The sequence below is a fragment of the Agaribacillus sp. DX54 genome (genome assembly GCF_056858335.1).
On sequence record NZ_JBXEQE010000029.1, the window covers coordinates 67,634 to 83,458 of the forward strand.

General features: G+C 38.6%; 11 protein-coding genes and 1 pseudogene. 6 read left to right on the forward strand and 6 right to left on the reverse strand.

Annotation, left to right across the window (positions count from 1 at the left end; all coding sequences use genetic code 11):
• Window positions 1-465 precede the first annotated feature (465 nt).
• Window positions 466-1,455, forward strand: coding sequence for a virulence RhuM family protein (locus tag AC04NP_RS23750; RefSeq protein WP_482862484.1), 990 nt, complete (start codon window positions 466-468; stop codon window positions 1,453-1,455).
• Between the two features lie 74 nt (window positions 1,456-1,529).
• Here AC04NP_RS23750 and AC04NP_RS23755 read toward each other — a convergent pair whose 3' ends face one another.
• From AC04NP_RS23755 to AC04NP_RS23770, 4 genes are all read right to left on the reverse strand, one after another.
• Window positions 1,530-1,715 carry a hypothetical protein gene (locus AC04NP_RS23755; RefSeq protein WP_482862485.1) on the reverse strand — a complete coding sequence of 62 codons (186 nt, stop codon included), beginning with the start codon at window positions 1,713-1,715 and terminating at the stop codon, window positions 1,530-1,532.
• A 98-nt stretch (window positions 1,716-1,813) separates the two neighbouring features.
• Window positions 1,814-2,326: an Abi-alpha family protein gene (locus tag AC04NP_RS23760; protein WP_482862486.1), complete on the reverse strand. Its 513-nt coding sequence runs from the start codon at window positions 2,324-2,326 to the stop codon at window positions 1,814-1,816.
• Window positions 2,327-3,037: 711 nt separating this feature from the next.
• Entirely contained in the window at window positions 3,038-8,140 is a 5,103-nt protein-coding gene (locus tag AC04NP_RS23765) for a fibronectin type III domain-containing protein (RefSeq protein ID WP_482862487.1), read from the reverse strand.
• A 23-nt stretch (window positions 8,141-8,163) separates the two neighbouring features.
• Complete coding sequence (locus AC04NP_RS23770) at window positions 8,164-8,457, reverse strand: hypothetical protein (protein ID WP_482862489.1); 294 nt, start codon at window positions 8,455-8,457, stop codon at window positions 8,164-8,166.
• A gap of 876 nt (window positions 8,458-9,333) precedes the next feature.
• Here AC04NP_RS23770 and AC04NP_RS23775 point away from each other — a divergent pair.
• From AC04NP_RS23775 to istB, 5 genes and pseudogenes are all read left to right on the forward strand, one after another.
• A pseudogene (locus tag AC04NP_RS23775) lies at window positions 9,334-10,221 on the forward strand (virulence RhuM family protein).
• Window positions 10,222-10,663: 442 nt separating this feature from the next.
• Window positions 10,664-10,861: a hypothetical protein gene (locus AC04NP_RS23780; protein ID WP_482862490.1), complete on the forward strand. Its 198-nt coding sequence runs from the start codon at window positions 10,664-10,666 to the stop codon at window positions 10,859-10,861.
• Window positions 10,851-11,366, forward strand: coding sequence for a nucleotidyltransferase (locus AC04NP_RS23785; protein WP_482862491.1), 516 nt, complete (start codon window positions 10,851-10,853; stop codon window positions 11,364-11,366). The genes AC04NP_RS23780 and AC04NP_RS23785 overlap by 11 nt, the downstream gene beginning before the upstream one ends.
• A 425-nt stretch (window positions 11,367-11,791) precedes the next feature.
• On the forward strand, window positions 11,792-13,375 hold the full coding sequence (gene istA, locus AC04NP_RS23790) for an IS21 family transposase (protein WP_482862492.1): 1,584 nt from the start codon (window positions 11,792-11,794) through the stop codon (window positions 13,373-13,375).
• Window positions 13,359-14,123: an IS21-like element helper ATPase IstB gene (gene istB, locus AC04NP_RS23795; protein WP_482862493.1), complete on the forward strand. Its 765-nt coding sequence runs from the start codon at window positions 13,359-13,361 to the stop codon at window positions 14,121-14,123. Before istA ends, istB begins: the two co-directional genes overlap by 17 nt.
• A 348-nt stretch (window positions 14,124-14,471) precedes the next feature.
• On the opposite strand, the gene AC04NP_RS23800 is transcribed toward istB, so the two are convergent.
• Both AC04NP_RS23800 and AC04NP_RS23805 read right to left on the reverse strand, forming a co-directional pair.
• Complete coding sequence (locus AC04NP_RS23800) at window positions 14,472-15,032, reverse strand: helix-turn-helix domain-containing protein (protein ID WP_482862494.1); 561 nt, start codon at window positions 15,030-15,032, stop codon at window positions 14,472-14,474.
• 1 nt (window position 15,033) lies between these two features.
• Window positions 15,034-15,372 carry a type II toxin-antitoxin system HigB family toxin gene (locus AC04NP_RS23805; protein WP_482862495.1) on the reverse strand — a complete coding sequence of 113 codons (339 nt, stop codon included), beginning with the start codon at window positions 15,370-15,372 and terminating at the stop codon, window positions 15,034-15,036.
• Window positions 15,373-15,825 lie beyond the last annotated feature (453 nt).

The following is a 15,825-nucleotide window of genomic DNA, read 5'->3' on the forward strand; positions in this document are numbered from 1 at the left end:
AAAGTTTTTTTCAGAGTCAATTTTTTCAATCAATTTAGCTTGATAATCAAAATGCCCCTATCGCGTGCAAAGACAACGTATTACAGCCAATATCAAACGGGCTCGAATGATGGTGATTAACCATAGCTTCACCATGTCGGGCCTTACCCGAACGTAGCCTCCAAACTAAACAAAGCTCTACCAACAAGCCTTGCATACAAAAAAGCCCGCCTTCGCTCTTCGGCGGGCACTGTCGGGGTGACTGGCTCTCGATCGAACTTTTTCATGGAGGATTTGAAGAGGTTGGAGGAGTATTTTGAGCTATCCGATTAATGAGGTCTCTTTACATATTGTTTGGAGCTAATTATTAATTCCCTATTTCCAATCAGGACGAATTTTTGGGATGGATTACATAAGGGTTTGATGAATTAATTCACCCTTTAAACAGTTAACTGATCGCATTCATTATATTTGAACGAAATAGTAATGTTAAGAGAATCTAAAATATTATTGTATCAAACACCAAGTGGCCAAATAAAGGTTGACGTCTTATTCCAGGATGAAACATTTTGGATAACGCAAAAAAAGATAGCGGAACTGTTCGGCGTTCAACGGCCGGCAATTACTAAACATTTAAAAAATATTTTTGATTCCGGTGAATTGGTTGAAGGTTCAGTTAGTTCCATTTTGGAACATACTGCCGATGATGATAAGAATTACAAAACGACTTTCTACAACCTTGATGCTATTATAGCGGTTGGATATCGAGTGAATTCAAAGCAAGCAACACAGTTTAGAATTTGGGCAACCAATACATTAAAAGAGTTTATTGTTAAAGGTTTTGTTTTGGATGACGAACGTTTGAAACAAGGAAAAAACTTTGGCAAGGACTATTTTGATGAACTTCTTGAACGCATTCGGGAAATTCGGGCAAGTGAGAGGAGGTTCTATCAAAAAATCACTGATATTTACGCATTAGCCACCGATTACAATAATTCGGCTCCAACTACCAAAGATTTTTTTGCTTCAGTTCAAAACAAATTACATTGGGCAATTACGGGGAAAACTGCCGCTGAAATCATCTATTCTTCAGCAGATGCCACCAAAATTTACATGGGGTTGACTAATTGGAAACATGCTCCTGAAGGAAAAATCATGAAATCGGACGTTAATGTTGCTAAAAATTACTTGGATGAACAACACATCAAAGAATTGAATCGAATTGTATCTGCCTACCTTGATTTAGCTGAAAACCGAGCTCAACGGCACGTAACCACTACGATGCAAGAATGGGCTGAGTTTCTTAACCAGTTCTTAGAACTTTCCAACTACCCCATATTAACTGACAAAGGAAGAGTAAGTGCCTTAGAAGCAAAAATAAAAGCAGAACAGGAATTCGAAAAATACCGAAAAATACAAGATCTACACTATCAATCCGACTTTGACAAAGAAATCAAAAAATTGAAAGGGAAATAATGGAATTCCAATTGGGATAGAGCTGAGGTGCGTTCGGGTCGTCAGTATAATTGGACTCTTTCTTTTTCTGTTCTTCATTTTCTGTTTGTTGTTCTAATATTTTTTTTAACACTTTGATAGTTGTCCGAACCACGCTTTTCCAATTCCCAAGTTGCAGCAAGGATAGCATCTTCCTGATAGTTGCCTTTATTGTTAAGGATAGCCTCAAGTTCACGGGTATCTTCAGTTGTCATCTTCTTAGAGAAAAAATTTTCCCTCATGCAGTTTGGTTATAGGCAACGTTTCGGCTATGAAGCTTAGGAACGGTTTGGTTGGTTAGGCCTATACTTTATAGCCTAATTGTTATGCAATGTTTTTTTTAGTTTTTTGTTAAAGTGCAAGCGGTCATAAAACTCCAGCCAAAATCAGTAAAAACTAAATTTTCAGCACGGTTTAAATTGTTAAGACTATCTCCGTGGTCACAAATACCTAATCTCCATATATTTTGGAATGATAATAAGGCCTCTTTATCAGATAGATTAAACTTACTAATCACCGTTTCCTTAGTGTACATTTTCTTTCTATAATCTGCTTGGATTTGTTTTAAACTCAAGTACAATGAGTCAAGAATTTTAACGTCAGTAGAAGACAATTGGCTTAAAGTTTTAGCAAAACTTGGGTGTACATTATCTTGTGTTTTAGGACTTAAGTGACAGCTAAGCAAACTCGCGTATTTGTCCGATAAGGTTGGATTTTCTGTATTCCCAGCTTCTTCGATTAAAGGAACAAAAATGTCAGGTAGAATTTTCTGAGGGTTAATTCCCTTATCTTCCAAAAACTTTTTGGCTTTTAAAATGGTGTTTATTTTGTTCTTGAATCTCCAATAACCCACAGTGTCTCCTAAAAGTCCAACTACCTATCTGAGATAAAGGAGCGTCAACCACCTTATCAACATAGTCTTTTGCAGCGGAAATTAGTTCTTTGGTTGTTTCTGGGTCAGTCATCTTTTGTTTTTACATTGCTTAACAATTGGCTATACACCATAATGTGATACTTATATTTATTTTATCAAAACCTTAATCTAATGGATTTTTAATTAAATTCATATTCGTGTTAGCCACAACATGGGTGTAAAGTATCCGTTCAGTTTGAATTTATAAATGACATTAATGTATTTATCGCTTACCTAAAGTATCTGTACGTTTAAATACATTTCTAACGCTTTCAAACAAAAAAGCCCAAATCATTAAGATTCAGGCAAAGTCGGGATGACTGGATCTCGATCGAACTTTTTGGTGGAGGATTTGAAGAGGTTGGAGGAGTATTTTGGGTTATACAATTTATGAGTGATAATGCAGCATTATTTCTTTTCTAGTTAGCCAAGAAGTACTTCCAAAGGCTTTTCATCGTCAACTTTGAAAAAAGGAGGTTCAAAGATGTTATTGAATAAAATGCCTTCAGTTTCTATTTCGTTCTGATGTCTATAGGTACAAAAGAAGTCGGGATGAAAATTTAAGGCAATTCCTGAAATTTCATTTAAGGATCCCTATTATTAGAAATCCTTTTGTTTCAATGCGATACTATAAAGCTTAAAATTAATTGCTTACTTTTTTATAATGTTGAATGGCTGTTGCTTGTCATAAGAAAAGCATTGAATATGATAAATACCAGGTGACAGATCAGAAAAATCAATTTCAGTTCGTTCTTTAAACGTATCTTGTTTTATAGATATTAGCTGTCCTACCGAATTATAAACTTCAATTTTTGTTATTTCTTCATTTGATTCAATGATTAATTTATTGTTTACCGGGTTAGGATAATATTCAAATCTATCAATACTAACTTCTGAGTTACCTAATGGTCCAATTAAAACAAAATCCAGTGGCCCTACCCATGGACTATCATCATCTCCGGAATTCGGACCACAAACAGCTTTAAGATATATCTCATAATTTGTATCTGCGGACAACCCTGTTAATGAATGCGGATTGGTGGAGGTTAAAACCCTGGTACCTTGACCTTGTGTAAATCCTGCTACTCCATATTCCAATTCCCATTCTGGTTCACTGCCATTACTGGTCCATGATAGATTAGCCGAATTAGACGTTATTTCGTCAATAACAAAATCTGAAGGCGCCGGGCATGCAGCAGGTGTTGTAAAATCCAGTGGTCCTACCCACGGACTATCATTATCTCCGGAATTCAGACCGCAAACAGCTTTAAGATAGACCCTATAACCTTTACCTGCAGACAACCCTGTTAATGAGTGCGGATTGGTGGAGGTTAAAACCCTGGTACCTTGACCTTGTGTAAATCCTGCTACTCCATATTCCAACTCCCATTGTGGTTCACTACCATTACTGGTCCATGACAGATCAACAGTATTAGCAGTTGTATTATCTGCAACAAAATCTGAAGGCATTGGACAACTCAGAGATCCACAAATCACGGTGGCATCCCAGCCAGCGCTTGTTTCACTACCATCCGAAAAAAAATGAAAAGTTAACTCACCTATTTCTGAGGTAATTGTTCCCGGGCTATCTGTTCCTCTATAGGTTTCACGAGAAAAATCTGGTCCATATATGTTCAACGTTGCACCTTCTGCCAAGTCGAAAGTATTGAATGCAACTGTCACCGGTATATTCTCTCCTGGTGAAGAAATAACTTCGATAAAAAGCCCTTCTCGATAATTCCCCCCGGGGCCTCCGTTATCATAAAACCTACCTGCTTCGCAATAATTATTGATAGGGATCTTAAATCGTACCGGGCCAATTATAAAACTATCATCATCTCCCGGATTTGACCCACAAATAGCTGTAAGATAGACCTCATAATTTACGCCCGCATCCAATCCTTCCAGCGCATAGGGGTTAGTAGTGGTTAAAACCTTAGTCCCCGTTCCGGGTGCAAACCCCTCCAATCCGTATTCCAACTCCCATGCTGTCTCGCTTCCATTGCTGATCCATGATAAATTAACAACGTCAGAAGTGATATCATCTACCACAAAATCCGAAGGCGCCGGGCATGAAACCGGTGTAGTGAAATCCAGCGGCCCAACCCATGGACTATCATCACCTCCCGGATTTGACCCACAAACAGCTTTAAGATAGACCCTATAATCTGTACCTGCAGACAACCCTGTTAATGAGTGCGGATTGGTGGAGGTTAAAACCCTGGTACCTTGACCTTGTACAAATCCTGCTACTCCATATTCCAATTCCCATTCTGGTTCACCTCCATTACTGGTCCATGACAGATCAACAGTATTAGTGGTTGTATTATCTACAACAAAATCTGAAGGCATTGGACAACTCAGAGATCCACAAATCACGGTAGCATCCCAGCCAGCGCTTGTTTCAGAATCAACCGCCGAAAACCTAACAATTATCTCACCTTTTTCTGAGGTAATTGTTCCCGGGCTATCTGTTCCACGATAGACATTAGAAGTAACACCTAGCACAGTGATCCACAAATAATCATTTGCTGATAAATCGAAAGTATTGAATGTAAGCGTAACCGGTATATTCTCTCCTGGTGAAGAAATAACTTCCACAAAACGCTCATTTTTTCCATAATTCCCTCCAGGTCCTCCGGAATCATAAAACTTACCTACTTCGCAATAATCGATAGGGATCTTAAATTGTACCGGGCCAATTATAAAACTATCATCATCTCCCGGATTTGACCCACAAATAGCTGTAAGATAGACCTCATAATTTACGCCCGCATCCAATCCTTCCAGCGCATAGGGGTTAGTAGCGGTTAAAACCTTAGTCCCTGTTCCGGGTGCAAACCCTTCCAATCCGTATTCCAACTCCCATGCTGTCTCGCTTCCATTGCTGATCCATGATAAATTAACAACGTCAGAAGTGATATCATCTACCACAAAATCTGAAGGCGCCGGGCATGAAACAGGTGTGGTGAATTTTTGAGGCCCTATCCAGCTGCTAAAATCACTTGCACATAGTGATCTTACAAAAACGTCATAATCAGTACTGGAATTTAGCGCTGAAATATTATATGACTTGGTACTCGCCATTATGTTTCTTTCTACTGGTATTGGGCCATTTTCAATAATTCTGATCTCCCAATCTGAAGAAAAATCATCTGTCCACGAAATAGTCGCTGATTGATGGGTAATGTCGGTGATTGTGACATTAGCCGGGTCTTTGCATGATGTCTTGAACGTAAACACCTCTGAAAAATTACTTATTCCGCATTCATTATCACTTTTTACACGCCAGTAGTAACTTGTATAAAATTCAGTTTGAGAAGGTGTAAATGTATTTTCAGTTGTAGTTGTCTTTTCTATAATATTAGAAAAACCAGGGTCGGTTGCTAACTCAATAGTATGAGTCTCTGCATTCTGGTCAGCCTCCCAAACTAAGGTTGAATTGGGAATTATTTGTAAAGCATTATTTTCTGGAGAGCCTAAAGTGGGCTTGTCCGGATTCTCAAATAGATTTAATTTTAAACGCACTTTTCGTTGTTTGGATATTGTATTACCTATAACAGTAAGCTCATTAGCGCCTAAATCCAGGTTTTCCAATCCTGAAATGGTTACGTTTACTGCTGTATTATTGTTTCCTGCAACAGGAGGACTAAATGTGGCTTCGACGCCATTGGGTAGGTTTTCTACACTAAATGCTGTTGTTTCATTAAAACCTGAGAACGTTTTATAATTAAAAACAAAAACAGCCTCGCCATCTTTACAAACATCTTTTTCCAATTCAGAGAAACGCATTAAAAACCCTGATAAATCAATGCTAAGATCAGAAGCATTGATCGAATAGAAAATATTATTTTCAGCTTTTACCATCAATCTCGCCCTGGAAGTTGATGCAGACACCTCGGGAACATTAATATCATAGCTGCCGTTATTAGGTACGTTTGTTGCCACTTCAAGCGGATAAGTATAGCCGCCATCAGTGGATAAATACATGGCTACCGTGGTGGCATTGACGGGCGCTTGATTGGTATTAGCAACATTCCACGTAATTGTTCTGCGTTCTCCTACCTCCCAGACGACGCTGGAATTTTGTGAGGTCACTGCAAAAGGCCCTGAACTACCATCTACCGTTACGGTCATTTCATCCGAGGCGGTTTTGGGGCCAAAAGCGGCATTGTCTCTTACTGTTAAAACAAAATCCATTGTTCTGGATACCGATGGTAACACCTCCCAGGTTGGTGTTAAATTTCCAGATACAACATCTTCGAGTTTTGGTATATAGCGCAAAGGAACATCAGTAGGTGGTAGACTTCTAAATAGCGGTCCCCGAGTCCAGCCAGGTTGTGGAAAACTACTTGAGTTAGGGTTTTCAGGATCGTTTTGTTCCCAACAATAGGATAAGTTTAAATTGTTATCGATATCATCTGCAGTACCTTCTAAAATAAATGGCGTTGACTTTGGAATCGTATAATTACTCCCGGCATTTACGGTAGGGGTATTATTACCTGTACTGATTAATTCCCCACAACCTCTTAAAGAAGTAACTGCTATAACATCTCGAATGCTAACATAATTAAAGTAACTATCTGGGCCACTTTGAACATTAGGATTGCATATCCCTGCATAACCCATAATAGTGCTTCCACTTCCTGGTTCTACGGCTGTATCCCATTCAAAAGTTGATCTACATGAAGAACTACTTTGTACATGATCCGTTCCCAATTGATGTCCTAATTCATGTGCAAAGACGGTTACAATAAAATCATCAGAGGCCAGATTAGGACCTGATGAAAATGCACTCCCCTTCCCAGGAAAGCCATCCAAACAAACTGCCACATAGGCAATTCCGTAATTCCTGAATCGATACGCCAGAACATGTCCTATATCATAATTCGCAGCACCAATCTCAGTGTCCAAATGACTTTGAACTACATTTAGCAATGGGGGACCAATGGTTGTAAAAGGATCTGTACTGGCATTCAAATGTATGATCCTGTCATTTGTTGGAATTAATTCCAGTGTTACACCAAAGTCCCGTTCAAAAATTCCGTTAATTCTTGTTAGCGTAGTGTTTAAAGCAGCTAAAACGACAGCTTTTCTTTCAGCATCACTGGTTTCACTCCCTTTTAAGAAGTAATTTGAATATTCTCCGGTGGTTGCCAGTGCCAGACGGTACTTCCTTAAATACCCATCACCGGACAATGTCTTGGCTTTTGCATGATTTTTATTTAAAACCTTACGCACTTTTTCTGTTACACCACATTCAAAGGGAGATAAGGGTTCACTATCGCTTTTATTGAATGCCACATATGCATTAGCTTTTAAGTTGGTGGGTTTAACCAATATCGTGCCATTGTTTGTGGTAATAAAGGCGGTTAACCCATTGTACTTAGAATAACTGAAACGAGCCACTTTATTACTGCTCGTACTTTTGCCAACGTAGGATTTTATTGCCGGGAATTTTAAAGCTAACTCTTTACTGAAATTTGACGCCTCTAATATTTCAAAAGCTTCAAAAGTATTATTTTCAACAGGAAGTAAAATTGTTGAAGATTTCTTCTTTGAGCTTGTTCTACCGGATACATTTTTTACAATAGATAAAAACAGTTTTTTATCTAAAGTTAACGATTTATATTTTTTAGGATTTTCGGCAATCCTTGCTTGGGAACCTGTCGTGTTTTGTTTCCAGATTTGCTGCGAAAAGCTGTTAAAAATAAAGGCAAAAATGCTAATGAATAATAGTAGTTTTGTCTTCATATAAGTTTAGGATTTATAATAATTTATCTGTCATATGGCTTGAAGGTTGCTGTTTCATCACAATTGGCGTTGATAATCGCAGCAACATTGAAATTCGGCAAAGTAGCAGGAGAAAATAAAACAAATACCTGAAAGTGATCTTTATATGAGACATCCGGGTTTTCTGTATTCCTTATACTTACCGTGTGTATACCTTCAAGTAGATTTGAGGCGGAATTGGCCCTGCTAATTATGTTACCTGCATTTACAAAACCACCTTCATAAATATTGAAGGCTTCTACCTGGAATTTCGAATGACGCCCCATGAATGCTTTCATTAGCAGCATTGCAGGTGGTGATACCTTCGGCGACAGAGATGATACTTGATTATTTCACTGTATATTTGAGAACATTAAAAAGTTTTAAGAAAAATGGCTCGAAGAGGAGCCGGCACATAAATTTAATCATTACTACGTAGATCATTAGTTAAAAAAATTAAACTTAAATTAAAAAATGACTCTTAATAGTCGGAAACACCTTAACTTCGTCTTTTATTCATCAAAGATAAATAAAGCATAAAGTAAGCACTCATTCGGCCGATGAACTTTAAGTACATATGTAAGTTTTTTTTAAACAGTGCTATATGATTTGATTTGCCAATTGAATCAGTTTATTATCAAAACACAGCAGTCACTGGCAAAGACAATGAATTACAACCAATTTCGCATCAGGTTTGAAGAATAGTAATTGAAAAAGATTAACTAAAACTTATTCGGGTCTCACCCGACGTAGCCCGCCCAGGAATTAAAAGTGAAACGAATGTCGAGGAGGTTTCAAAAAAGAAGCCCGCCTTCGCTTTTCAAGCTACGGCGGGCGGAGTCGGAATGACTGGCTCTCGATCGAACTTTTTGATGGAGGATTTGGAGAGGTTGGAGAGGTATTTTGGGTTATTCGATTGATGAGGTCTCTTTACATATTGTTTGGACCTAATTATTAATTCCCTTTTTCCAATCAGGACGAATTTTTGGGATGGATTACATAAGGGTTTGATGAATTAATTCACCCTTTAAACAGTTAACTGATCGCATTCATTATATTTGAACGAAATAGCAATGTTAAGAGAATCTAAAATATTACTGTATCAAGCACCAACTGGTGAGATAAAGGTTGACGTCTTATTCCAGGATGAAACATTTTGGATGACGCAAAAAAAGATGGCGGAACTGTTCGGCGTTCAACGGCCGGCAATTACTAAACATTTAAAAAATATTTTTGATTCCGGTGAATTGGTTGAAGGTTCAGTTAGTTCCATTTTGGAACATACTGCCGATGATGATAAGAATTATAAAACAACTTTCTACAACCTTGATGCTATTATAGCGGTTGGATATCGAGTGAATTCAAAGCAAGCAACACAGTTTAGAATTTGGGCAACCAATACATTAAAAGAGTTTATTGTTAAAGGTTTTGTTTTGGATGACGAACGTTTGAAACAAGGAAAAAACTTTGGCAAGGACTATTTTGATGAACTTCTTGAACGCATTCGGGAAATTCGGGCAAGTGAGAGGAGGTTCTATCAAAAAATCACTGATATTTACGCATTAGCCACCGATTACAATAATTCGGCTCCAACTACCAAAGATTTTTTTGCTTCAGTTCAAAACAAATTACATTGGGCAATTACGGGGAAAACTGCCGCTGAAATCATCTATTCTTCAGCAGATGCCACCAAAATTTACATGGGGTTGACTAATTGGAAACATGCTCCTGAAGGAAAAATCATGAAATCGGACGTTAATGTTGCTAAAAATTACTTGAATGAACAACACATCAAAGAATTGAATCGAATTGTATCTGCCTACCTTGACCTAGCTGAAAACTGAGCTCAACGGCAAGTAACTACCACGATGCGAGAATGGGCAGAGTTTCTCAACCAGTTCTTAGAACTTTCCAACTACCCTATATTAACTGATAAAGGAAAAGTAAGTGCGTTAGAAGCAAAAATAAAAACAGAACAGGAATTCGAAAAATACCGAAAAATACAAGATTTACACTATCAATCCGACTTTGACAAAGAAATCAAAAAATTGAAAGGGAAATAATGGAATTCCAATTGAGATAGAGCTGAGGTGCGTTCGGGTCGTCAGTATAATTGGATTCTTTCTTTTTCTGTTCTTCGCCTTCTGTTTGTTGTGTAGCCTTACTTGTTTTCGAAAAATCCTAAATTCGGTAAAGGGTCAAAAGTTAACAATTTTCTACTTTTAAACAGTCCGAGTTTTGGGACGGGTTACACCCCCTATTCACTCCTCTTGAAGCAGAACAATTATCGAACTTTTTACAGGGGGTTTTAACAAAATAAACAATGCATAGTTTGATTTGAAATAACACTTTCTGCCATTTTGGGCATCTTCCAACAATCTGGAAAAAGTAAATACTGAATTCGAAATCCGACTTGTTAGGTACCACAGGCAATAACGGTGAGATTCTATAAATTGAAATATACGATGCTTTTGATTATTTTTATCCTACTAAAAACGAATAAAAATGAATACCCGCACTATAAAATATGCTGATCCCCATGAAGATCTCCTTCAAATAGAAGTTGATCTAGCCCTCAACCAATCAATGGAAGAACGATTCAAAGCTTACTGCGACACCATAGTTGCACTTTATGCAATGGCTGAAATTGATGTTGTTAAATATCCAATCAAGCGGGTGATCTCTTATGTCAATGAAGAATAATCAAAACACAAAATTCCCTGAGAACTTCAAGGAATTTATCTTTGAGCTCAATCGATTTAATGTTGAGTATATGTTAATCGGAGGTTATGCGCTGGGTGCTTATGGACATACGCGCGGTACCAACGACCTTGACATCTTTATCAATGCTACTGAGGAAAATGCAGATAGAATGATTGAAGCTTGTTTGGCATATGGTATTCCAAAAAATAGTCTTGAAATTGAAATGTTTCTGGTCCCAAAAATGGTGGTTATTGGGGAACCTCCACTGCGGATTGAAATTCTAAAAAAATTGGATACTGTTGATTTCAAGTATGCTCATGCCAGGGCTAAAACAGTTAATGTAGATAATCTTCCAATTCGAGTTGTGAGCCTAGATGACCTAATATTACTCAAAAAAGCAGCTGTAAAAGGCAGGAACAAAACGCGAGATAGCGAAGATTTGTCATTTCTTAAAAAGTTAAAGGCCTCACTATCGGCAAAAAGGAACAAGGGGAAATCTCCTTAAACCCTTGCTCAATTATGCAATTCCATCTTATAGCACATAATCAAGCGTCTTGGATTCTCATTTGATTGACAATCAATTTAGGTCCGTGATAGAATACCAGGATGTATGATTAAATATCATTAATAACGTCTCGCCATTTCAGTTTCGAATTGTGCCACTTCGAAAGATCAGGTTTTGGAAGATTACATCATGATATGCCCCCATTTAATTCAGTAATTTATAAAAAAATCCCACCATCGCCTTTCAGGCGACGGACGTGGGCGAAGTCGGGATGACTGGTCTAATCGGTAAATAACACTGCACCGTTTTTGGTAATTAAGAGTGCACAGAAATTGGCAACAAGCAATGCACATTTTAGCAGGGAAAAGGGCATGCCCTTTTCCCTGCTAAAACTATTTTGGTCGGCTTAAAAACCGACCGAAAAAATGAATGTGTATTTAGCCAAATTTATGATGTACTACCAAATCCACCGAATGTACCGGGAGGGTCATTCCATCACTCAGATCAGCAAGCATTTAGCGCTCAACAGGCGTACAGTCAGCCACTACCTGGCCATGGACGAGCGCCAATATGAGTCTTTTTTAAACCGGCAATCAGACCGCAAGAAAGTTTTGGATGCTTATGAAGGTTTTGTCAAAGAACGCCTGGAAAGTTACCGAGATACTTCAGCGGCCCAGATGCATGACTGGCTCAAGGAATATGATCCGGATTTCCCTGTGGTCAACCCTAAAACTGTATTCAACTTTGTTTGTCACGTGCGAAAAAAATATAACCTACCTCAAACCAAAGCCGAGCGTCAATTCGGGCTGGTAGAAGAACTTCCTTACGGTAAGCAAGCCCAGGTAGACTTCGGGGAATACAACATGCGCACCGCGGCAGGAAACCGCACAAAAGTGTTCTTTTTCATCCTGGTGCTATCCCGGTCACGTTTCAAATATATTTGGTTTACCGAGAGGTGTTTTACCGCAGGCCTGGCCATACAAGCCCATGAGCAGGCCTTTGAATATATCCGGGGCATTCCCGATCAGATTGTCTATGACCAGGACAAAGTTTTCATTGTCAGTGAAAACAGCGGGGATATCATCCTGACTGAAGCTTTTCGCAACTATACACGCAGCCAACCCTTTCAGCTTTACTTTTGTCGGAAGGCCGATCCCCAAAGTAAAGGGAAAGTAGAAAATGTGGTGAAATACGTCAAGCAGAACTTCCTGTACAACCGTACCTTCCATAACATTGAAACACTCAACGATGAGGCGATGAATTGGCTGGGTCGCACAGCTAACATGTTGCCGCATGCGGTCACCAAAAAAGAACCCTGCAGTGAATGGCACATTGAACAGCCCTTCCTGAGACCCTATCGGCCTTGTCCTGTAAAGGTTGTTCCCATCTCTACCTATACGGTCAGGACGGACAATTCCATCCTGTATAAAGGCAATTTATATTCCTTGCCTTTAGGCACATATCAAGGCAAAGGCACAAAAGTGGCCATAAAAGTCCAAAAGGGATATCTGATCATTACCGACAAGGAAGGCAACCATGAACTCTGTCGTCACCGGCTGGCCGTTGGCAAGGGCAAAAAGGTCATCAATACTGATCATAAACGCGATAAAACGGCCGCCATCGACCAGATGATCACTGGGCTCAGTCAGTTACTGCCCGATGTAGAAAAAGGGGAGCAATGGCTCGCCGGGATCCGTAAGGACAAACCCCGTTATATCCGGGATCAGATCATTATGATCAGAGAAACTATACGCAAGATAGCCCCGGAAATTGTAGCGCAGGCCTGTGATTACTGCCTGGAAAACCATATTTACAATGCCACAGATTTTAAAGCGATCATCAACCATCTGATGGAAGGACAACAGTCATCCAAACAGGCTAAAATCGTTGCCCTGAACCCTATAAGCGGATCGGTAAGTAAAGATGCATTCAAAAAACCCGATACCAGTGCTATTGAAGACTATCAGCAAATCATAAATAAAGATCAACAAAATGGAAAACATCGATAAAAGAGCATTGATTACCAACTACTGTCGGCAGTTTAAAACCGCCGGCATCAATGCCAACATTGAGCAGCTCATCTGCAAGGCCGAATCCAGGGGATGTGGCTTTTGGGAGTTTACCCTTGAGTTACTAGCTGCAGAAGCACAACACCGCCATCTTAACGAGGTGAAAAGGAGGTTGAAAGCTGCACGGTTGCCTGAAAAATCTAACCTGGATGAGTATGATTACTCCTTTGACAATGGCCTGCACAAAACACGTATCAGTCAGCTACGGGAGTTGGGATGGCTTGATCAGCTTTTTAACCTGATGCTGATGGGCCCATCTGGTGTGGGCAAATCGTTCCTGGCAGCAGGGCTGTGTGCCGATGCTGTGACAGGCGGCTACAAAGCCTATTTCAGGACCATGGAAGAAATCCTGAACATACTGAAAATGAAAGACTTTACACGAACAGCTCTAGCCGATTATAAACGCCTGCTGAAAGCCAACCTCATCGTCATCGATGACATTATGCTCTTCCCTGTTGACAAAAATCAGGCTGTTAACTTCTTTCATTTTATAAACCAACTCTATGAGAATACCGCTTTTATCATCACCACCAACAAGATGCCTGCTGACTGGGCCAAAATGCTCGATGACCAAGTGCTGGCCACCGCTTTGCTTGACCGGTTATTGTACCATTGCGAAGTGATTAACCTAACCGGAAAAAGCTACAGAATGAAAAATAGAAAATCTTTTTTTGACCATGAAAATTAACTCGATTATATTTGCCAGACCTGTGCACGCTTGTTGCCAAAAACGGTGCATTCCTAATTGCCATTTTCTGTGCAGTTTTGTTTACTGATTACAGACTGGCTCTCGATCGAACTTTTTGATGGAGGATTTGAAGAGGTTGGAGGAGTATTTCGAGCTATTTGATTGATATTGAACTCCTTTCAAAAACAGTCCGAGTTTTGGGACTGGTTACAGTATATGCAAGGTAGGCGACTGAAGGTTTCAAACTTTTCAAACCACTACAATTTTGAGTAAATGTACATAAGTTTAATTTACCCACATCGCCCAGCTTACGCATATTGCGTGTTAGCGAACGTAGATGATTCACCATCAAGCCATTTGTAAATCAAAATCCTTTTTTGTCAATCTAATCTTATTGTTTGAAAGTGTCTCCAAAGTCTTTTTAATATGCGATGCTCTTTCTTGTTTTATAAACCTAGGAATCAAATCTTCAAATTTTATTTTAAATAGCCGATTGATTACAACTAAATCTTCTTTTGAGAAAGGTCGTAATCCATTTATCAACTCTGACATATACCCTTTTCTATGCCCGAGTATTTTAGCTAAATCATTTTGGTTTAACCCTGTCTTTTTTAATTTTGCTTTAATCAATTCTTTTCTCTTGTGATAAAACTCATTCTCAGCTTGCACTAATACCTCGGCTAAATCACTCTCCTTGATTTGAATATCGGTAATGCTATCTTCATCTACCCAATTGCTTTTTTCGTAATCTTTAATCAAATCACGTAAATGATTCCTGATTGGTCTGTATGATTTATCTTTCTTTTCAAGTACTCGAAGCTGTAAAAACAAAGAAGAAGCTTTTTCAAATTCTAGTTCACTTGTTAGTGAATTAATCTTTTGTATGTTTTGTATCGAAAATCTATCCATGTTATATCAGTTTTTGAATACGTAACCATTTCTCAATCGTTTTCTTATTCCCTTTAAAGGTTTTATCATACTCATCATGTGTACCAGTCCAGATAACAGTCGCCTCATTATCTTCGAATACCACCAAAATCATTGTGCGGTGAACATTCAAATCGAAAAAATAAAATCCATTGCTATGCACACAATCAGCATCAGGTCTAGTTTCTTTAATATCAGTCTGTTTTGTCCATTTGGCATTTTCAATATCTGAAGTCAACTTATCAATCGCTTTAATCAGTTTTATATTGCCACGATTTTTATTTTTGAGTTTTTTCAGTTTATTTATCCGTAATAATTCCAAAATCTTTATTTAAATCAACGCAAAGATAAGAAATAAGTTTCATATATTATAGAACTTTAATCTAAAGGATTTTTTACAGGATCCAAATATGTTTTAACTACCGTTAATATTATTGATAAAAAGGAGGCTTTAGTTACAATTTCTTTCGAATTCAAACAAAAAAGCCTGAATCATAACAATTCAGGCAAAGTCGGGATGACTGGCTCTCGATCGAACTTTTTGATGGAGGATTTGAAGAGGTTGGAGGAGTATTTTGGGTTATACAATTGACGAGTGATAATGCGGCATTATTTCTTTTCTAGTTAGGCTACGCTATGTCGTATCCAACCATATCCATCTGAATACAACAATATCCTACTGGTAATTGCCTGGCAAACCAATAAAGACCACAGAAGAATTCCTCTCAAAAGCACTACAACTGCCAGTAACCTAATTATTGAATACCCATAACTA

What these genes read in the sequence shown, in the direction of transcription:
- AC04NP_RS23750 (WP_482862484.1), top strand. Translation starts at nt 466, where the DNA reads ATGTTAAGAGAATCTAAAATATTATTGTATCAAACACCAAGTGGCCAA.
- AC04NP_RS23755 (WP_482862485.1), bottom strand. Translation starts at nt 1,715, where the DNA reads ATGAGGGAAAATTTTTTCTCTAAGAAGATGACAACTGAAGATACCCGT.
- AC04NP_RS23765 (WP_482862487.1), bottom strand. Translation starts at nt 8,140, where the DNA reads ATGAAGACAAAACTACTATTATTCATTAGCATTTTTGCCTTTATTTTT.
- AC04NP_RS23770 (WP_482862489.1), bottom strand. Translation starts at nt 8,457, where the DNA reads ATGAAAGCATTCATGGGGCGTCATTCGAAATTCCAGGTAGAAGCCTTC.
- AC04NP_RS23780 (WP_482862490.1), top strand. Translation starts at nt 10,664, where the DNA reads ATGAATACCCGCACTATAAAATATGCTGATCCCCATGAAGATCTCCTT.
- AC04NP_RS23785 (WP_482862491.1), top strand. Translation starts at nt 10,851, where the DNA reads ATGAAGAATAATCAAAACACAAAATTCCCTGAGAACTTCAAGGAATTT.
- istA (WP_482862492.1), top strand. Translation starts at nt 11,792, where the DNA reads ATGAATGTGTATTTAGCCAAATTTATGATGTACTACCAAATCCACCGA.
- istB (WP_482862493.1), top strand. Translation starts at nt 13,359, where the DNA reads ATGGAAAACATCGATAAAAGAGCATTGATTACCAACTACTGTCGGCAG.
- AC04NP_RS23800 (WP_482862494.1), bottom strand. Translation starts at nt 15,032, where the DNA reads ATGGATAGATTTTCGATACAAAACATACAAAAGATTAATTCACTAACA.